Origin of the sequence: Nocardiopsis changdeensis, from assembly GCF_018316655.1 — a bacterium.
GTDB lineage: Bacteria > Actinomycetota > Actinomycetes > Streptosporangiales > Streptosporangiaceae > Nocardiopsis > Nocardiopsis changdeensis.
Window position 1 is genome coordinate 16,974 of sequence record NZ_CP074133.1, and the last position, 18,857, is coordinate 35,830.

16 protein-coding genes and 1 tRNA gene are annotated in these 18,857 nt (G+C 72.0%); 7 read left to right on the top strand and 10 right to left on the bottom strand.

Going from position 1 to position 18,857, the window contains the following annotated elements:
• Positions 1-160: 160 nt before the first annotated feature.
• The 8 genes from KGD84_RS00075 to KGD84_RS00110 all read right to left on the bottom strand — a co-directional run bounded on the left by KGD84_RS00075 (position 161) and on the right by KGD84_RS00110 (position 9,788).
• Positions 161-415, bottom strand: coding sequence for a cell division protein CrgA (locus KGD84_RS00075; RefSeq protein ID WP_220564078.1), 255 nt, complete (start codon positions 413-415; stop codon positions 161-163).
• Between the two features lie 167 nt (positions 416-582).
• Complete coding sequence (pknB, locus tag KGD84_RS00080; protein WP_220564079.1) at positions 583-2,397, bottom strand: Stk1 family PASTA domain-containing Ser/Thr kinase; 1,815 nt, start codon at positions 2,395-2,397, stop codon at positions 583-585.
• A gap of 62 nt (positions 2,398-2,459) precedes the next feature.
• The gene (locus KGD84_RS00085; protein ID WP_220564080.1) at positions 2,460-3,950 is read right to left on the bottom strand and encodes a serine/threonine-protein kinase; all 1,491 of its coding nucleotides are present in this window, start codon (positions 3,948-3,950) and stop codon (positions 2,460-2,462) included.
• Complete coding sequence (locus tag KGD84_RS00090; protein WP_220564081.1) at positions 3,950-5,404, bottom strand: peptidoglycan D,D-transpeptidase FtsI family protein; 1,455 nt, start codon at positions 5,402-5,404, stop codon at positions 3,950-3,952. The genes KGD84_RS00085 and KGD84_RS00090 overlap by 1 nt, the downstream gene beginning before the upstream one ends.
• On the bottom strand, positions 5,401-6,810 hold the full coding sequence (locus KGD84_RS00095) for an FtsW/RodA/SpoVE family cell cycle protein (RefSeq protein ID WP_220564082.1): 1,410 nt from the start codon (positions 6,808-6,810) through the stop codon (positions 5,401-5,403). The genes KGD84_RS00090 and KGD84_RS00095 overlap by 4 nt, the downstream gene beginning before the upstream one ends.
• A gap of 6 nt (positions 6,811-6,816) precedes the next feature.
• On the bottom strand, positions 6,817-8,214 hold the full coding sequence (locus tag KGD84_RS00100; protein ID WP_220564083.1) for a Stp1/IreP family PP2C-type Ser/Thr phosphatase: 1,398 nt from the start codon (positions 8,212-8,214) through the stop codon (positions 6,817-6,819).
• On the bottom strand, positions 8,211-8,723 hold the full coding sequence (locus KGD84_RS00105; protein WP_220564084.1) for an FHA domain-containing protein FhaB/FipA: 513 nt from the start codon (positions 8,721-8,723) through the stop codon (positions 8,211-8,213). The genes KGD84_RS00100 and KGD84_RS00105 overlap by 4 nt, the downstream gene beginning before the upstream one ends.
• 300 nt (positions 8,724-9,023) lie before the next feature.
• A complete protein-coding gene (locus KGD84_RS00110) occupies positions 9,024-9,788 on the bottom strand; it encodes an FhaA domain-containing protein (RefSeq protein ID WP_420910372.1) in 765 nt (254 codons plus the stop codon).
• A gap of 262 nt (positions 9,789-10,050) precedes the next feature.
• Here KGD84_RS00110 and KGD84_RS00115 point away from each other — a divergent pair.
• Positions 10,051-10,133: transfer RNA gene (locus KGD84_RS00115), tRNA-Leu, on the top strand.
• Positions 10,134-10,341: 208 nt separating this feature from the next.
• Here KGD84_RS00115 and KGD84_RS00120 read toward each other — a convergent pair.
• Complete coding sequence (locus tag KGD84_RS00120) at positions 10,342-12,723, bottom strand: beta-xylosidase/alpha-l-arabinosidase (protein WP_220564085.1); 2,382 nt, start codon at positions 12,721-12,723, stop codon at positions 10,342-10,344.
• Positions 12,724-12,993: 270 nt separating this feature from the next.
• Between KGD84_RS00120 and KGD84_RS00125 the strand changes: the two genes are divergently transcribed.
• A complete protein-coding gene (locus tag KGD84_RS00125) occupies positions 12,994-13,608 on the top strand; it encodes a TenA family protein (protein WP_220564086.1) in 615 nt (204 codons plus the stop codon).
• Between the two features lie 77 nt (positions 13,609-13,685).
• On the opposite strand, the gene KGD84_RS00130 is transcribed toward KGD84_RS00125, so the two are convergent.
• A complete protein-coding gene (locus KGD84_RS00130; RefSeq protein ID WP_220564087.1) occupies positions 13,686-14,234 on the bottom strand; it encodes an SSI family serine proteinase inhibitor in 549 nt (182 codons plus the stop codon).
• Between the two features lie 95 nt (positions 14,235-14,329).
• Here KGD84_RS00130 and KGD84_RS00135 point away from each other — a divergent pair, with 95 nt between their 5' ends.
• From KGD84_RS00135 to KGD84_RS00155, 5 genes are all read left to right on the top strand, one after another.
• Positions 14,330-14,659, top strand: coding sequence for a rhodanese-like domain-containing protein (locus KGD84_RS00135; protein ID WP_220564088.1), 330 nt, complete (start codon positions 14,330-14,332; stop codon positions 14,657-14,659).
• Positions 14,660-14,735: 76 nt separating this feature from the next.
• Positions 14,736-16,784 (top strand): sensor histidine kinase, encoded by a 2,049-nt coding sequence (locus KGD84_RS00140; protein WP_220564089.1) that lies wholly within the window; start codon positions 14,736-14,738, stop codon positions 16,782-16,784.
• A gap of 123 nt (positions 16,785-16,907) precedes the next feature.
• Positions 16,908-17,540 (top strand): ATP-binding protein, encoded by a 633-nt coding sequence (locus KGD84_RS00145; protein ID WP_220564090.1) that lies wholly within the window; start codon positions 16,908-16,910, stop codon positions 17,538-17,540.
• A 112-nt stretch (positions 17,541-17,652) separates the two neighbouring features.
• The gene (locus KGD84_RS00150) at positions 17,653-18,009 is read left to right on the top strand and encodes an STAS domain-containing protein (protein WP_220564091.1); all 357 of its coding nucleotides are present in this window, start codon (positions 17,653-17,655) and stop codon (positions 18,007-18,009) included.
• An 11-nt stretch (positions 18,010-18,020) separates the two neighbouring features.
• The gene (locus tag KGD84_RS00155; RefSeq protein ID WP_255646933.1) at positions 18,021-18,809 is read left to right on the top strand and encodes a glycosyltransferase; all 789 of its coding nucleotides are present in this window, start codon (positions 18,021-18,023) and stop codon (positions 18,807-18,809) included.
• Positions 18,810-18,857: the final 48 nt, after the last annotated feature.

Consider the following 18,857-nt stretch of genomic DNA (forward strand, 5'->3'; position numbering starts at 1 on the left):
GCCCGCCCCAACGCCGAAGGCCCCCGGAGCGGTGCTCCGGGGGCCTTCGCGCGTCCGCGGCCGGCCCGACCCGGCCGCGGGCAGCATGGAGGGAGCCGCCCACCGAACGGGGCGGCCCTTCATCGCGGGGGCGCCGGCCGGGGGACCGGCGCGCGGGAGGTCAGTGCCAGCGGGTGGCCAGGATGATGGCCACGATGATGCCGGAGAAGCCGACGGCGAGGTTCCAGTTGCCGAGGTCCTGCATGTAGGGCACGTACTGTCCCGCGATGTAGAAGACCGCGATCCACAGGATGCCCAAGATGAAGAAGCCCAGCATGGTGGGGACCAGCCAGCGTGGGCTGACCTTGGGCTTCTCCTTCGAAGGAGGCGGCGTGTAGACGACCTTCTTCTTGCGATCGTTGCGGGACTTGGGCACGGTCGCTGCTCCAGTACGGGTGGGGCCGGTCATAACGGAAACACAGTCTATGCCCAGCCCGTACCCCGCCGTCACCCCCGGGGGCGGCTACGCCGGGGACGCGAACGGCGGCGGGGCCGCCCCTCCAGGGACGGCCCCGCCGTTGTCCGCGTCCGTACCGCTCCGGTCTAGTCCCGGGTCCCGTGCTCGAACACGAACCCGTCCCCCTCCGGCGGGTTCTCGCCCTCGGGGGGAGTCTCCCCGCCGTTGTCCGGCGGCTCCGGCGAGTTCGGGTCGGTGGGCGTCTCGGGCTGGCTCGGTGCGATCGCCACCGTCACGGTGACCGTGGTGCCCGGAGCCACCTCCTGGTTGGCCGCGATCGACTGGCTGACGACCGTGTTGGGCGGGTTGTTGGGGTCCTCCACCTCGTGGAAGGACGCCGTCAGGCCGCGCTCCTGGAGGGCCGCCTCGGCCTGGTCGCGGGTCATCCCCACCAGGTCCGGGACCTGGGCGTTGCCCGGGCCGCTGGAGACGTAGAGCCGGATCTCGGTGTCCGGGGCGACCGCGCTGCCCGCGGGCGGGTCGGTGTTGATCGCCGTCCCGGCCGCGACGGTGTCGTGGTTCTGCTCCTCGACCGTGACGTTCGTGAACCCCGCCTCGCTGAGCGTGTTCTGCGCGTCGGTCTGGCTCTGCCCGTCCACCGAGGGGATCTCCTGGGCGTCGGGACCGCTGGAGACGTACAGGACGATCCGTTCGTCCAGCGCGATCTCCTCGCCCGCGGGCGGGTCGGTCTCCACGACCGTCCCCTCCTCGGCCTCGGGGTCGGCGCGCTGCTCGACCGTGACCTCGGTGAACCCGGCCTCCTCCAGCTCGGCCTGGGCGTCCTCCGTCGACGCCCCGACCACGTCCGGGACCGCCGTCGTCTCGGGCTCCCCCGGCCCCCGGTTCATCAGGAAGAAGACCAGGATGATCGAGGCGACGACGCCGAGGCCGAGCAGCGACCACAACACGATCTTGCCCGTGTTGTTCTTCTTCTCGTCCCGGTAGTCGTCGTAGTCGTCGTCGTAACCGTCGTCGTAGCGGTCCCCGTACCGGTCGTCCGCGGGCGGCAGCATGGTGGTCGCACCGGCGGCGGCCATCGCCATGTTGCCCGCCTGGGTGGGCATCCCGGCCAGGCCGCGCTGGATGTCGGCGCGCATCTCGGCGGCGCTCTGGTACCGCTGGTCGCGGTCCTTGGCCATCGCGCGCAGGGTGATGTCCTCCAGCCAGGCCGGCACCTGCGGGTCCACCTGGGACGGCGGCACCGGCTCCTCGCGGACGTGCTGGTAGGCGATGGACACCGGGGAGTCGCCGGTGAACGGCGGACGGCCGGTCAGCAGCTCGTAGAGCACGCAGCCGGTCGAGTAGAGGTCGCTGCGCGGGTCCACCCGCTCGCCGCGCGCCTGCTCCGGTGAGAGGTACTGGGCGGTGCCGATGACCTGCGAGGTCTGGGTCATGGTCGCCTGGTTGTCGTCCATGGACCGGGCGATGCCGAAGTCCATGACCTTGACCTCGGCGTTGCGGGTCAGCATCACGTTCGCGGGCTTGATGTCCCGGTGGACGATCCCGTTGTCGTGGCTGTACTCCAGCGCGCGCAGGATGCCGTCGACGAGCTCCGCGGAGCGGTCCGGCAGGAGCCTGCGGTCGTCGTCGAGGAGTTCCTTGAGCGTCCGGCCGTCCACGTACTCCATGACGATGTACGGGATCGACAGTCCGTCGATCACGTCCTCGCCGGTGTCGTAGACGGCGATGATCGTCGGGTGGTTGAGGGAGGCAGCCGACTGGGCCTCCCGACGGAAGCGGGCCTGGAAGACGTGGTCGCGGGCCAGATCGTGCCTGAGCGTCTTGACGGCGACCAGGCGGTCGAGTCTCAGGTCACGCGCGCGGTAGACCTCGGCCATGCCGCCGCGCCCGACGATGCCGTCGAGTTCGTAGCGCCCGCCGAAGAGCCGGGGTTGGGACATGTCGTGTACTGATCCTTGTTCTGGGCCCGCGTGCGGACCTTCTTACTCCGAGCGTCTCTCGCTCATGGCCTCGTCACGGAATCCGTGTCACCGCCGGCCGGGGGGCCCTCACCGCCGCCACCGCCACCGCCGCCGTTCTCACCGCCACCGCCCCCTTCACCGGGGTCGGTGGTGCCGGGGTCGGTCTCGCCGTCGGTGGGCTCCTCGCCCCCCTCTCCCGGGTCGGTGGTGCCGGGGTCGGTCTCGCCGTCGGTGGGCTCCGGGGTGCTGCTCGGGGTCTCCTCGGGGGTGGTCGGCGTGTAGTCGGGTGTGTAGTCGGGGACGGCGGGCACGTCGGCGGTCTCCTCCTCCACAGGTTCGGAGGAGGGGCTCGACGAGGGCTCGTCGACGACGGCGGGGGACCGCGTGTCGCGCACGTTGTTCGCCCCCTCGGAACCGTTGCCGCTCAGGAAGAAGCCGCCCAGGACGGCGGCGACGATGAGGACCGTCGCACCGAGGGCGGCGAGGATCACCGGCAGCCCGATCCGCCGTTGGGACGCCAGCCTAGCGGAGTCGTCTTCCTGACCAGGCGTTACGGTCTGCTGTCCGGTGGTGCGCCGGGGGGTGGCCCCGGTGGTGCGCCCGGCGTCGGGGACCGCGGCCGCCACCCGGGTGGTGGCCACTCCGCCGAACCCGGCGGAGGGGGTGGGCGGGCCGGTGCCCGCGTTGGACCGGATGACCGCGGCCATGTGCGCGACCTCGCCCGCCGACGCGGGCCGGTCCTCGGGGTCCTTGCACAGCAGCAGGAACACCAGGTCGTCGAGATCGGCGGGCACGTGGTCGGGCAGGGGCGGCGGCTCGTCGCGGGTGTGCGCCAGGGCGAGCGCGACCGGGCTGTCGCCGGTGAACGGCGGCTCCCCGGCCAGGCACTCGTAGGCGACCACGCCGAGCGCGTAGAGGTCAGAGGACCCGGTGGCGGGCCGCCCCGACGCCTGCTCGGGGGAGATGTACTGGGCGGTCCCCATGACCATGCCGGTCTGGGTCAGGGTGACCGACATGTCGCCGCGGGCGATGCCGAAGTCGGTGAGCTTGAGCCTGCCGTCCCCGGTGACCAGCAGGTTGCCCGGCTTGATGTCGCGGTGCACCACCCCGCGGGCGTGCGCCGCGGCCAGCGCCTGGGCGGCCTGGCCGATGAAGTCCAGGGTCTCGTCGGGGGTGAGGCCGCCGCGCTCCTTGAGGACCTGGGAGAGGGGCTCGCCCACCACCAGCTCCATGATGAGGTAGGCCCGGCCGTCCTCCTCCCCGTAGTCGAAGACCTGGGCGATGCCCGGGTGGGACAGGCCCGCGGTGATCCGCCCCTCGGTGCGGAACCGCTGTCTCGCGGTGGGCTCGGCCATCTGCGACGGGTGCAGGAGCTTGACCGCGACGGGCCGGTTGAGCAGGGTGTCGGTGGCTCTCCAGACCGTGCCCATGCCGCCGGAGCCGATCTGCTCCTCGAGTCGGTAGCGGTCGCTCAGAACGGTCCCGGTGAGTCCACCGGGACCGTTCTGGGAAGAAGGTTCGTAGGTGCCCACTACTGAACCACTGCCTCCATCAGTGCCCGTGCGACCGGAGCCGCGAGTTCGTTGCCGCTGCCGCCGCCGAACTCCACCACCACGGCGACCGCGACCTGCGGGTCGTCCGCCGGGGCGAACCCGATGAACCAGTTGTGGGTCCGGTCGGTGCCGTTCTCCGCGGTACCGGTCTTGCCGGCCACCTCGATGCCCGGGATGGCGGCGTTGAGGCCGCTGCCCTCGGGCGGTGTGGTGACCAGGACCATCATGTCCGTGATCGTCTCCGCGGTGCTGGCCGAGATCGCCTCGGAGTGGGTCTCCGGGGAGGTCTGCGTGATCACCGACAGGTCGGAGTCGCGCACCGACTCCACCACGTAGGGTCGCATGACCTCGCCGCGGTTGGCGATACCGGCGGCGACCATCGCCATCTGCAGCGGGGTGGCCTCGACGTTGGACTGGCCGATGCCGGCGCGGCCGAGGATGCTCTCGTCGGTCTCCACCGGCGCGTAGCTGTCCACTACCGACAGCGGGACCGTGAGCTCCTCGTCCGGGTTGAACCCGAACGCCGTCGCCTGCTCGCTGAGTGCCTCTCCGCCCACCTCGATCGCCCAGTTGGCGAACGACGTGTTGCAGGAGATCTGGATGGAGTGCGCCAGGGTGTCGGGCTGGCCGCCGTTGCAGCTGCCCATGGCGTTGGGCAGCGGCGGACCGGACGCGAACTGGAGCTGGTCCGGCGCGTCCTGCGTGCTGTCCGGCCCCGCGTCCAGGTTCTCGATCGCCGCGGCGGCCGTGACCACCTTGAACGTCGAACCCGGAGGGTAGCGCTCGTTGAGCGCCCGGTTCAGCAGGGGCTTGCGCGCGTCGTTCTCCAGCTCGACGTAGTTGGCGACCGAGTCGTTGGGGTTGTTGATGTCCACGACCGTGTTGGGGTCGTAGGACGGGTAGGAGATCGCGCCCAGGATCGCCCCGGTGTTCGGGTCGAGGGCGACCGCAGCGCCGTTCATGTCGCCCAGCGACTCGAACGCGTTGAACCCGGCCTCCTGGACCTCGGGCAGCAGCGTCAGCTGCACCTGGGCTCCCTCGGGCTCGCGGCCGGTGATCATGTCGCGGAAGTTGCGCACGGCCAGCCGGTCGTCGCTGCCGTTGAGCAGGTCGTTCTCGACGGCCTCGATGCCGGAGGCGCCGTAGTTGCGGAAGGAGCCCACGATCGGCGTGTACATCGAGCCGCCCTCGTAGACCCGCTGGTAGCGGGCCGGGTCGCCCTCCTCCGCGATGTTCTCCGAGTAGGCGACGTTCTCCCCGCCCACCAGGATGGGGCCGCGGGGGGCGCTGGCCTGCTCGGCGTACTGGCGCCGGTTGAGCGGGTCCTCCTTGATCGTCGGCGCCTGGATGCCCTGGATCCAGGTGATGTTGGCCATGAGCACCAGGAACATGAGCAGGCAGAAGATGCTCAGTCTGCGGATCGTCGTGTTCATCGTCGGATCACCTGGGTCGCGCCCTCGTCCTGGATCGCCTGCGGTGCCGGCCGTCGTGCGTTGTCGCTGATGCGCAGCAGGATGCCCATCATGATCCAGCTGGTCAGCAGTGCGGTGCCGCCGGCGGACATGAACGGTGTGGTCGAGCCGGTCAGCGGGATGACCCGCGAGACCCCGCCGAGCACGATGAAGGTCTGGTACACGAGCACGAACGCGATGCCGCTGGCCAGCAGCTTGTTGAACGTGCCGGTGGAGGCCAGCGCCACCCGCATACCGCGCTCCACGAGGACGAACAGGACCATGAGCACGGCCAGCAGGCCGGTCACGCCCAGCTCCTCACCGATGGAGGCGAGGATGAAGTCGCTGTCGGCGGCGAAGATGTCGGTGGGCCGCCCGGCGCCCAGGCCGGTGCCGAACAGGCCGCCGTAGGCCATGCCCACGATGCCCTGCACCAGCTGCTGGCTGCCGCCGACCGCCTCGTAGACCTCCTGGTCGAAGGCGTTGATCCAGATGTTCACACGCGCGCGGACGTGCCAGAACAGGAAGTAGGCGATGGTCGCGCCGCCCCCGAACAGCACCAGGCCCAGGGTCACCCACGAGGAGCGCTGGGTGGCGACGTACAGCATCGCCAGGAAGGTGCCGAAGAGCAGCAGCGAGGTGCCCAGGTCGCGCAGGACGACCAGCATGCCGATGGCGATCAGCCAGCCGACCAGGATCGGGGCCAGGTCGCGGGCGCGCGGCAGCTCGATGAGGGTGAAGCGGCCGACCTTGATCGGCTTGCCCACGATCTGGAGCACCTGGCGCTTGCTCATCAGGTACGAGGCCAGGAAGATGACCAGCGCGATCTTGGCGAACTCCGAGGGCTGGAACTGGACCGGGCCGATCTTGATCCACAGCCGGGCGCCGTACACCTCGTGGCCGATGACCGGCAGGGCCGGCAGGGCCAGCAGGACCAGCGCCACCAGGGCGCTGATGTAGGTGTAGCGCTGCAGGACCCGGGGGTCCTTCAGGAAGACGATGATGAGGAAGCAGAAGATCAGGCCCAGGGCCGTCCAGACCAGCTGCATGCCCACGCCGGCGCTCTCGATGTTCTCGCTCTCGACGGCGTTGAGGCGCCAGATCATGGCGACGCCGATGCCGTTGAGGAACAGTGCGCAGGGCAGGATGAGCGGGTCGGCGTAGGGGGCCACGAACCGCATGGCCGCGTGGGCGGCGACGGCCAGGGCGCCGAACGTCAGCCCGACGGTCCAGGTGGCCGCCGGGACCCGGCCGCTGAGGTTGAGGCCGGCGATCGCGATGCCCAGCATCGTGATGACGACGGCCACCACGATGAGGACCAGCTCGGCGTTGCGCCGTTTGACGGGGGGGAGTGCGGTGGGGGCCTCGGGTGTCGACGTGTCACTCACCTGGCCTCACCCGCTTCCTTCCTCGGTCCCCGTGCCCTGCCCGCCCTCGGCGGCGGTGCTCTCGCGGAGGTCCTCCACCCGCTGCTGCGCGTCACGGAGGTCGTCGGCCGGGATGTTGTTCTCGATGGACTGGCGCTCGGCCTCGGAGAGCGTGTCCAGCGCGAGCCCGGAGTCCTCGACCTGCTCGGACAGGCTGAAGCCGGCGATGTCGGTGTTGATGCCGCGGTAGATCGCGACGTTCTGCCCCGACTCGGACGGGGCGATGAAGTACTGGGAGTCGATGTACTGGCGCCCGAAGTAGTAGCCCGCGCCGGCGACGAGGGCGACGATGACCAGGAAGCCGACGATCATCGGCCACCAGCGGCGGGTCTGGAGCTCCGGCTCGCCGCTCCCTCCGCGCGGGCGGCGGGGGGCCGGGGGCTCCTCGTACTCGGAGTAGGGCTGCTCCTCGTAGGGGGCGGCCGCGTAGGCGCCGCCCACCGGGGGGCCGCTCGGAGCCGGGGCGCCGGCGTAGGCCGGCTCGTCGACGACGGGGTCCATCTCGGCGGTGTCGCCGCCGGTGGAGCGCAGCTCCTGGGCGCGTCTGGCGGGGCTGTCCTGCCCCTGCTCCATCATGTCCCGGCGCTGGTCGGCGGCGCCGACCACCTGGGCGGCGCGGGTGGGGCCCTCGCGGTCGGCGTCGGTCTCGATCACGTCGGCGATGACCGCGGTGATGTTGTCCGGGCCGCCGCCGCGGATGGCCAGGTCGATGAGCTTCTTGGCGGCCGAGCGCAGGTCGGGCTCGGTGGCCAGGGTCTCGTGGATGGTCTTCTTGCTGACCACACCGGACAGGCCGTCGGAGCACAGCAGGTAGCGGTCGCCGACCTTGGCCTCGCTGATGGAGATGTCGGGGTCGACCGGGCTCTTGCCGTCGAGGGCGCGCAGGATCAGGGACCGCTGCGGGTGGGTCGCGACCTCCTCCTCGGTGATCTTGCCCTCGTCGACGAGGGTCTGCACCAGGGTGTGGTCGTGGGTGATCTGCTCGAAGCGCGAGCCGCGCAGCAGGTAGGCGCGGGAGTCGCCGATGTGGATGAGGGCGACCCGGGGACCCGACCACAGCATGGCGGTCAGGGTGGTGCCCATGTTCTCCAGCCGGGGCTCCTCCATGATCCGCCGGGACAGGGAGGCGTTGGCCTGCTCGACGGCCTGCTGGAGGGCCTCGGCCATCTCGTCGGCGGGGTGGTCCTCGGCGTCGAGGCGGCTGATCGAGGAGATCGCGATGGAACTGGCCACCTCGCCGCCGGCGTAGCCGCCCATGCCGTCCGCCACTGCGAGCAGGTGCTGGCCTGCGTAGCCGGAGTCTTCGTTGCCTTCGCGGAGGCATCCTACGTCGGAGTACGCCGCGTATCGGAGAGCGATTGTCATTTGCGCAGTTCCAGGACGGTCTTGCCGATACGGATGGGCTGACCCACCGTGATGGGCTGGGGGCGGTTCAGCTTCTGTTGGCCGAGGTAGGTGCCGTTGGTCGAGTTGAGATCCTCGACGAACCAGCGGCCGTTGTCGGAGTAGACGCGCGCGTGGCGGCCCGAGGCGTAGTCGTCGGTGATGACGAGCGTCGAGTCGGGCGCGCGTCCGATGAGGATGGGCTGGGACGCGAGCGGGACGGTGGTGCCCGCCAGCGGTCCCTGGGTGACGGCGAGGATGGAGGGCTCGTTCCGGCGCGGGCGCTGGGGGCGGGCGGGCGCGGCACCCGAGTGCGAGGGGGTGCCGCCGCCGCGCGGTGCCTGCCGGGGGGCGGGGCGCGGCTTCTTCTTCGGCTTGCGTTTGGAGGGACCGAAGAGGTCGGTGCGGACCACACCGATCGCCATGAGGATGAACAGCCAAAGCACCGCGAGGTACGCGATCTTGATCAGTATGAGGGTCAAGTTGGACATCGAACTGCTCTTCAGCCCCTGTCGTGCTCCGGCCGGGGTGGCGGTCATCGGCGCCGCCACCGTGTCTTCCCCACCTTCGTTCCGGTGAGTTGAGGTCGCTGGTCCGCGGACCGTCGGGTCGCGGCCATTGTGCCCGATCGGTCGGGTCTTCGCGGAGACTACCTTCCCGGCCGGATATCCGACAGCAGGTCCGAATGGACCCGACCCCGGACTTGACCTTTGTGACGCCGACGCGACGGTGTTGGTTGCGCCCGGATCGCGCCGGCCGGCCGGAGTCCTCGACTGTTGCCGGTCCTCGGCTCAGTCGCGTCGGAAGGTCATGGTGGTGCGGCCGAGGCTGATCCGCGTGCCGTCCACCAGACGGGCCTGGCGCACCTGCTGTCCGTTGACGAAGGTCCCGTTGGTGGAGCCCTTGTCGACCAGGATCGCCTCGTCGCCGTCCAGGCGGATCTCCACGTGGTGGCGCGAGACGCCGTTGTCGACCAGGCGCAGGTCGCAGTCGGTGCCGCGGCCCAGGAGCGTGACCGGGGTGGTCAGCTCGAAGGACTGCTGCATCCCGTGGCTGGCGATGCTGCCCTCGGCGGTGGCGCCGCCGGGGGAGATCAGCAGGCGGGGACGGCCGGCCTGGCGCTGCGCGCCGGGCGCCGGGTCGCCCACCGGGGTGCGGACCTCGCCCTCCTTGCTCACCATCGTTCCGCGGACCACACCGGAACGGATGCGGAAGCGGCCGGTCTTGAGGCCCTCGTCGGACCTGAAGTGGACCCGTACCGGACCGACGAAGGAGTAGCCCTGTTCGGTCGCGTAGTCGCGGGCGAGCTTGGAGAGCTCCTGGCCGAGGCTGTCCGCGTAGACCTCCAGGCGCTCCTTGTCGCTGGCCGCCAGTTCGACGATGAAGTCGTTGGGGACCAGGGTCCGGCCCTGGGCGACGATCGCCGCGCGCTCGTCCATCTCCCGCTGGACCGCACTCGCCACCTCGACCGGTTGCAACTCGGACTTGAAGGCCATCGCGAAGGTGCCTTCGATCATGCCCTCAAGCCTGCGCTCGAAGCGTTGGAGCACTCCCACGAGCTACCTCCCTTTGTACTCCACATCCGTATGTGTAGACGATCGTAACCGGGCGATGGTGCCCCTGGTTTCATACGTACCCCCGCAAGAGGGGCGGTGGGCCCCCGCGGGAGGGGCGGCCGGGGCTCCGGAGGGCTCCGGAGGGGGTCCCGGGAAACGATGTGCGACCCGCGCTCAGAGCGTGCTAGCCTTATCCATGTCGCCAGGGGGAAACGGACGAAAAGCCCGGATCACCTGGCAACACAACTGAATGCAGTCACTCGGGCGGGTGGCGGAACGGTAGACGCGCACGGTTCAGGTCCGTGTGTCCGAAAGGATGTGAGGGTTCAAATCCCTCCTCGCCCACAAGATACCCGGTGGAGATCGCGAGACGATCACCACCGGGTTCTTCTTTTGTCCGGGACCCGGTCCGACGTGGCCCGCGGGGCCGGTGGGCGCCCGCACGGGGACCCGTGGCCGTTCCCGGCCACGGGCGCGCCCCGCGTCCACCGGACGGGTCCCCCTCTTCCCCCTTGCCGCCCCGCCTCTTCTCCCGTCCGCTCCGCCGCCGCCCTCAGCGGCCCGGGCCGCCGTGCGCCGCGGCCTCACCCTCCACCGGGTCCAGCCGCACCGCGCAGGTGAGGCGACGGGTGTGGTCGACGGTGCGGGCGGGGCCCGTCAGGTCCACGGCGAAGGTGTGGCGGAGGTCCTCGGAGGACGCCGCCAGCGACAGCTCCAGCCGGCCCGGGTCGACGGCGCGCACCCCGTCCGGCCCGGTGTAGGAGGACTGGTCGGCGTGCACGGTGAAGTCGACGGCGCGCGCCTCCCCCGGCTCCAGGTCGATCCGCGCGTAGCCCACCAGCCGCCGTACCGGCAGCGCCACCCGTGCCACCGGGTCGTGCAGGTACACCTGGACCACCTCCGTCCCGGGCAGGTGGCCGGTGTTGCGGACGGTGCAGCCCACGGTCACCTCGCCGTCGGTGGGGACGGACACCGGGGCGCCGTCGAAGGGGCGGCCACCGACCCGCGGGTCCTCCCAGGAGAAGGAGGTGTAGGTCAGGCCGTGCCCGAAGGGGTGGCGCGGGGTGGGGTCGACCGAGCTGACCTCGCTGCGCCGGGCCAGGGGCGCGCCCAGGTAGGTGGCGGGCTGGCCACCGGGGGAGCGCGGGACGGAGAGGGGCAGCCGTCCCCCCGGGCCGATCCGGCCGGACAGCACCCCGGCGATGGCGGAGGCGCCCTCCTCCCCGGGCATGAAGGCCTGCACGACCGCGGCCGAGGCGTCGGCGACCGCGCCCAGGGCGTAGGGGCGGCCGGTGACCAGGACGGCGACCACGGGGGTGCCGGTGGCGACCAGCGCCTCCCACAGCTCCTGCTGGACCCCGGGCAGGCGCAGGTCCTCGGCGTCGCAGCCCTCGCCCGAGGTGCCGCGGCCGAACAGGTCGCTGCGGTCGCCGAGCACCACCACGCACACGTCGGCCTCCCGGGCCGCCGCCAGGGCGGAGTCGAACCCCTCGGTCCCGGGCCCGTCCACGGAGCACCCTTGCGCGTGGACGATCCGGGTCTCGGGCAGCTCGCCGCGCAGCGCCTCGTGCACGGTGGGGACGTCCACGCCCAGCGGGGTGCCGGGGTGGCTGCGGCCCACGTGGGCCGGGAAGGTGTAGCAGCCGAACATGGCGTCGGGGGTGTCGGCGAGCGGTCCGACCAGGGCCAGCGTGCGTGGGGCGGCCAGCGGCAGGGCCCCGCGCGGGTTGTCGAGCAGGACGATGGAGCGCTCGGCCAGCGCGCGTGCGAGGGCGCGCTGCTCCGCCGGGTCGAGGTCGACGGGGGAGTCGTCCGGGTCGGGCGACCAGCCGGGGTCCAGCATGCCCAGCGAGCACTTGTGCAGCAGGACGCGGCGGGCGGAGCGGTCGACCAGCGCCTCGTCGAGCTCTCCGGCGCGGACCAGGGCGACGAGCCGGTCGCCGTAGCAGTGCGGGTCGGGCAGCTCGACGTCCACGCCGGCCTCCAGGGCCAGGGCGCCCGCGTGCCCGGGGTCCCCGGCGACCCGGTGCACGGTGTCCAGGAAGGTGACGGCGAAGTAGTCGGAGACGAGGGTGCCCTCGAACCCCCAGCGGTCGCGCAGCAGCCCGGTGAGCAGCCGGCGGTCGGCGGCGGCCGGGAGCCCGTCGTTGTCGTTGTAGGAGTTCATGACGGACCCGGCGCCCTCGCGCACGGCCGCCTCGAACGGGGGCAGGACGACGTCGGCGAACTCGCGGGGGCCGACGGACACCGGGGCGTGGTTGCGCCCGGCCCGGGAGGCGGCGTACCCGGCGAAGTGCTTGAGGGTGGCGATGACCCCGGCCGACTGGAGCCCGCGCACGTAGGCGGCGCCGATGGTGGCCACCAGGTAGGGGTCCTCGCCGATGGTCTCCTCGACGCGGCCCCAGCGCAGGTCGCGGGCGACGTCCAGGACGGGGGCGAGTCCCTGGTGGACGCCGAGCCGGCGCATGGTCCCGCCGATGCCCGCGGCCATGCGCTCGACGAGGCCGGGGTCGAAGGCGGCGCCCCAGGCCGGCGGGACCGGGTGGATGGTGGCCCGCCAGGCGGCCAGGCCGGTCAGGCACTCCTCGTGTGCGATGGCCGGGATGCCGAACCGGTTGGCGGCCATGACCTCGCGCTGGCTGCGGGCCAGGGAGGCGCGGCCCGCGACCGGGTCCACCGGGGCGGTGCCGAAGGGCCGGGTGAGCTGGCCCAGGCCGTTCTCGATGACCTTCTCCCAGGCGAGGGGTTCGCGGGAGGCGTCGTGCTGGTGGGGGGCGACCGGGGCGCCGGAGGCGTCGGCGCTCACCCAGACGCCGTTGAGCTGGGCCGCCTTCTCCTCCAGGGTCATGGCGGCGAGCAGGTGGTCGACCCGCTCGCCGTCGGGCAGGGAGGTGTCCCGCCAGGCACCGTCCAGGGGTTCGGGGGGTGGGGTCATCGGGAGGTGCCCTTTCCGTGGTCCAGAAAGTTTCGGAAGTTTTATCGAAACCAATGGAACGAGAATGTACGTTCGGCGGGCAGTCGGGTCAAGGAGAGAAGAGAGGTGAATCACAGGGGGTGCGGCTGCCTGGTGAAAACTGCCTGTTCATCACGGTATGTAGGCGAAGGTCCCTTGGGGGGCGACGGGAGTTCGCTTCGAAAATTTCGGAACCCCGCGGCGGCGGGGGCGGCCACGCCGCCCGAACCGGACAGATGGCACACTGCGGGCGTGGGAATCACCGAACGCCTTCACGAGATCGGGCGGCCGATGGTCGCCGAACAGCTCGCGCACCCGACCGTCGCCGGCATCGCCCGCGGCGACCTCGACGACCGCGCCTTCCGCTACTGGCTGGAGCAGGACCACCTTTACCTGCTCGACTACGCCCGCGCCTTCTCCCGGCTGGCCTGGCAGGCGCCCGACGCGCACCTCGCCGACCTGGTGGGCATCGCGCACAGCACCCTCAACGAGGAGCTGGAACTGCACCGCTCCCTGTCCGGGGAGTTCGGCGCCGACCTCACCACGCGCGACAAGGGCCCGGCCTGCGCCGCCTACACCGCGTGGATCATCGACGCCGCGGCCGACTACCGCGACGGCCTCGCCGCCGTCTACCCGTGCATGTGGGGCTACAACCGATTGGGCATCGCCCTGGCCCGGAACCGGCCGGACGAACCGCGCTACCGCCGCTGGGTGGACACCTACGCCGACCCCGGGTTCACCGAGCTGACCGAGCGGTACGGGCGGATGCTGGAGGAGGCGGACCCCGACCCCGAGCGCGCCGAGCGCTTCTTCAGCGAGGGCATGCGCCACGAGCTCGCCTTCTGGGACACCCCGTACACCGGCTGACCCCGGCCCCTCCCGCCTTCGCTCCGACGGGAAAGGGGTGCGGGCCGCCGGCCCGCACCCCCCGTGAAGCCGCCCGGTCAGGGGTTGATGACGGCCTCGACGTCGGCGAAGCGGTCGATCTCGCAGCCGTTGCTCTTGTTGAACTCGGTGTCGACCTCGGTGTCGCCGATGTGGCCGGTCACCCGGACCACCTCGGGCCCGCCGATCTGCATCGTGCACATCATGTCGGTGGTGTCGAGCAGGAACGGGTCGGTCCCGACCTCCCCGATCTCCGCGCACGCGGCCTCCGGGTCGGGGTGGTCGCCGCCCTCGGGGGAGCAGGTGAGCGTCCACACCCCCTCCTCGAAGCCGGATTCGGGGGAGAGGCCGCCCTCGTCGCTGAGGGAGCGCTCGATGGTCAGTTCGGTGGCGGAGCCGCCCTCGGGCGCCTCCTGGGGGGATTCGGTACCCTCCTCCTCCGCGGAGGGGGCATCCTGGTCGGGGGCGGAGGGACTGGATTCGTCGGACCCGGGCGCCGGGGCGCCCACCTCGGCGGGCTCGTTGCCGCAGGCCGTCAGGAGCAGGCCGAGGGCCGCGAGCGCGGCGAGGCGGGTCGGCAGGGCCGTCGCGATGGTGTGCTGAGCCATGACGCTTGGACGCCGCCGCGTCACACACGGTTCCCTCCCCCCGGGAGAAATCTCCGGAGGATCTCCGGAGCGGACGGATCTGATGGAGGTCATGGATGTTCGGCAACGTGCCCGAGGTCGGCGTCACCGAGGTGCCCGAGGACGGCTACCTGCTCGACGTACGCGAGAACGACGAGTGGGAGGCGGGCCACGCGCCCACCGCCGTGCACATCCCGCTCGGCCTGCTCAACACCCGGGCCGGCGAGATCCCGCAGGACCGCAAGGTGTACGTGGTCTGCCGCGCGGGCGGCCGCTCGGCCCAGGCCGTGGCCGCGCTCAACAACGCGGGCTGGAACACGGTCAACGTCGCCGGCGGCATGCAGTCCTGGGAGCGCGCCGGACTGGACATGGAGGCCGGCTCCGACGCCGAACCGAGGGTGATCTGAGTCGCATCGGGGCCGGAAAGCGATCGGATTGCCCAAAGCCCTGCCCCGCGGGGCCCTCGGGTGGCACTATGACGTCGTGAGTTCCGAGCGCGCGCCCCTCAGCGCCGAAGCCGTGCTGGCCTCGTCGGCGGACGCGGTGGTCGGTCTCGACAGCGAACTCCGGGTGTTCCTGTGGAACCCGGCGGCCGAGCGACTGTTCGGCTGGCGGGCCCGCGAGGTGCTCGGGGGCGCGCTGCCGATCGTCCCCGCGGAGCTGAAGGCCGAACACGGCGCGGTGCTCGAACAGGTGCGCGCCGGCCCCTCCCTCACCATTCACAGCCGTCGCGTGCGCAACGACGGCACCCCGATCGACGTGCGGATCAGCACCGCTGCGCTGCCCGCCGACGGCGGCGGGCACGCCGGCTGGGTGCTCACCCTCTACCCCACGGACAACGAGGCGCAGGCGCACACCGCCGCCATGGAGCGCGCCCGCCTGGTGCGCCGCCTCACCGACGTGGTCGTCGACATCAACGCCGACCTGAGCCTGCAGTCGGTGCTCGACCGCATCTCCAGCGCCATCACCGAGCTCACCGGGGCCGATGCCGGCGGCTTCGTGCTGCTCAACGAGGACCGGGTGGAGCTGGTGAGCATCACCCGGCTCTCCGACGAGCTCCAGGGTTACAGCGCCCCGCTGGAGACCAGCCTGTTCGGCGAGCTGCTGCGCAGCGGCAAGTCGGTGCTGCTCGCCAACGAGGACACCCGCGGCCTACAGGACCTGGTCTGGGCCGACCTGCCGGGACTGCACACCATCGCCCTGTGCGCCTCCAACGTGCACGGCCGCCCCTACGGCGGCCTGTACGCGCTCTACAGCCAGCGCCGGGTCGGCCACGTCGAGCTCGAACTGCTGGAACTGCTGGCCGCCCACGCCGGGGTGGCCATCGGCAACGCCATGGCCTACGAGGAGCTCAACCACCAGCGGGTCCACGAGCAGGCGGTGGCCGACTCCAGCGCCGACGGCATCGCCGTGCTGGACTTCGGCGGCCGGGTCCGCAAGTGGAACCGCTCCGCCGTCGAGCTGACCGGCTACCCGGCCGAGGTGGTGGAGGGCCGCCACCCGCCGTTCCCGATCCCCGCCTGCCACGGCCGCCCCATCAAGCACCGGCTCAAGGACGGGCGCTGGCTGGAGATCCTCATGGCCCGCATCCCCCGCACCCACGAGTGGGTGGTGGACTTCCGCGACATCACGGCGCAGAAGGCCATGGAGGACGAGCGCGAGGCGTTCCTCGCCACCACCGGCCACGAGCTGCGCACCCCCATCACCGCGATCCACGGGTTCGCCACCACGCTGATCCGCAAGTGGTCGCGGATGAGCTCGGAGGCCCAGCGCGAGGCGGTGGGCAACATCGTGGACCGGTCCACGGCGCTGACCCTGCTGGTGGAGCGGCTCAGCCTCGGCTCCGACGCCTCCCGGGGCGAGCTGGACGTCAACCCGGTCCCGTTCGAGCTGCCCCGCGTGCTGCGCCAGGCCGTGATGACGTTCCGGTCCCTGTCGGACCGGCACGACGTGGTGCTGAGCGCGCCCGAGGGCCTGCCCACCGTGTTCGCCGACCCGCTGGCCACCGGCATCATCATGGACCAGCTGCTGGACAACTCCATCAAGTTCTCCCCCGAGGGCGGCACGGTGCACGTCGCGGTGGCGGTGGAGGGCGACGCCGTCGCGGTCTCCGTGGACGACGACGGCCCCGGCCTGCGCCCGGGAGACGAGGAGCGGGTGTTCGACCGGTTCTTCCAGGGCGGGGTGCGCGGCGACCGGCGGCGTTTCGGCGGCCTGGGATTGGGGCTGTACATCGTGCGGAAACTCGCCCAGGACCAGGGCGGGGACGTCACGGCGCGCAGGCTGGAGCGCGGCACCCGCATGTGCTTCACCCTGCCGCTGCACCGGGGCGAGGGCCCCGGCCCCCTCGGGGACGGCGACGACGGCGCGGTCGTCGAACCGCCCGGGGTGGCGGCGGTCCGGGTCGGCGTGACCGGACGGGAGGCGCCCCAGGGGCCACCCGCGCCCCAGGAGTCGCCGAAAATCTCAACCGGCCCCGAACCCCTTCCACGCCAGCGATCCACGCGCCCCAAGGCCGGCCGACCCGTGTGATTCACCGGGGCGTTGGTTTCCGTTCGAGGTGATCGGGGCATTTCCACCCCTGGCGGAATTCGCCGTCACACAACGGGCGGGTTCCGGACCGCACCAGAGCACGAACGCGCAGGGACGAAAGCCGTGTCAGGAGATCACACCCCGTTCGACCCGGGGGAGCACCCCACCAAGGTCGAACGGCACGTCATCCTCCCCTACGTCCCCACCACCGTCATGGACGCGCGCCGCCGGCTGGGCGACGACCTGCGCTCCCTGGGCGTCGCCGAGGAGTGCATCGACGACGCCGCCCTCATCATCAGCGAGCTGGTCAGCAACGCGCTGCGCCACGCCAGCCCCCTGCCCACCCCCGCCAACCCGGCCAACAGCGTCGGCGTCGCCTGGCGGGCCGAGACGGACGCCTCCGGCCCCGGCGGCTGGCTGGAGATCTCCGTCCGCGACGGCGGCTCCACCACCATGCCCCGGGTCGCCGACCCGGGTACCGCCGGCCTGGGCGGGCGCGGACTGGGGATCGTCCAGCACCTGGCCGGGCGCTGGGGCACCGAGATGGACGCGACCACCACCACGGTCTGGGCCGTCCTGGACCTGCCCGCCGAGGACGTCGGCCGCGCCGGACGGGAGGCGGGCGCCGAGGCCGGCACCGCCGCACCGTCCGCCGGGACGACCGGCCGGGCCCGGGACCCGCGCGCCGGCGGCCCCGTGGTGTCGCTGCCCTTCACGGTCCACGACGGGGGACGCGCCCGCGGCGCCCTGCTCTGAACCCGCCGCTCGCACGGCCCGCCGCCGGGGCGCAGGGAGGGAACGTGACCGATGTCGCGAAACACCGTCAACGAGGTGGCCCGGCCAGGACCTGGCCGCTACAGTCACGACTGTGGAGTTGAAGATATCGAGCCGATCTCAAGATGACCTCGCGGTGGTAACCGTCGGAGGCGAGATCGACCTGTACACGGCACCCCGATTGCGCGACGAGCTCATCACGGCCCTCGACGAGGGGGCCCGGAGACTGGTCGTCGACATGTCGTCGACCGAGTTCTGCGACTCGACCGGCATCAGCGTCCTGCTCTCGGCGATGAAGCGCTCCCGCGACAAGGGTGGCGACCTGGAACTGGTGGCCCCCAAGCCGGCCGTCATGAAGGTCCTGGAGGTCACCGGCCTGCACGAGGTCTTCGTCATCCACCCCGACACCGACGCACTGCCGGTGGCCGCGGGGACCGGAACGACCCCGTAGACCGGACCGCGGTGACACGGGGGGGAGTCGGCGGACCCGGAGCGGCGGGGGTCGCCGTGGTGATCGCGGCCAAGGACGAGGAGGCCCGCGTCGGGCGCACCGTGGCCGCCGTCCGGGCGCTGCCCGGGGTCGACCTGGTCGTCGTCGTCGACGACGGGTCCACGGACCGCACCTCGGAGGTGGCCCTGGAGGCCGGCGCCCGGGTGCTCCGGCACAACCGCAACCGGGGCAAGGGCGCGGCGATGGAGACCGGGGCCGAGGGCGTCCGGCTCATCGAGGAGCACGAGGAGGGCGCCGACGGGATCCGCCCGCCCCGGCACCTGCTCTTCCTCGACGCCGACCTGGAGGCGTCCGCAGCCGGGGCGGCACCGCTGGTGGAGCCGGTCGTCGAGGGCAAGGCCGACATGGCCATCGCGCTGTTCCCGGCCACCCGGCTGCGCCTGGGCGGCCACGGGTTCGTGGTGCGCCTGGCCCGCGGCGGCGTGCGCCGGGCGACCGGGTGGGAGCCCGAGCAGCCGCTCAACGGACAGCGCTGCATCACCCGCGCCGCGTTCGAGGCGGCCCGGCCGCTCGCCCCGGGGTTCGGGGTGGAGACCGGGCTGACCATCGACGTGCTGCGCGCCGGGCTGCGAGTGATCGAGGTCGAGGTGCCCCTGGAGCACCGGGCCACCGGCACCGACCTGCGCGCCCAGCTGCACCGGGCGCACCAGTTTGTCGACGTGCTGCGGGCGCTGGCCGCCCGCCGGGTGCGGCCCGCCGTACGGCGTGTCCTGTCCGGAGGCCGTGGCCGGCGGGGATAGAGACCCTTTCTCCGCGAAATCGCCGATAGTGACACCGCTGGCGCTCTC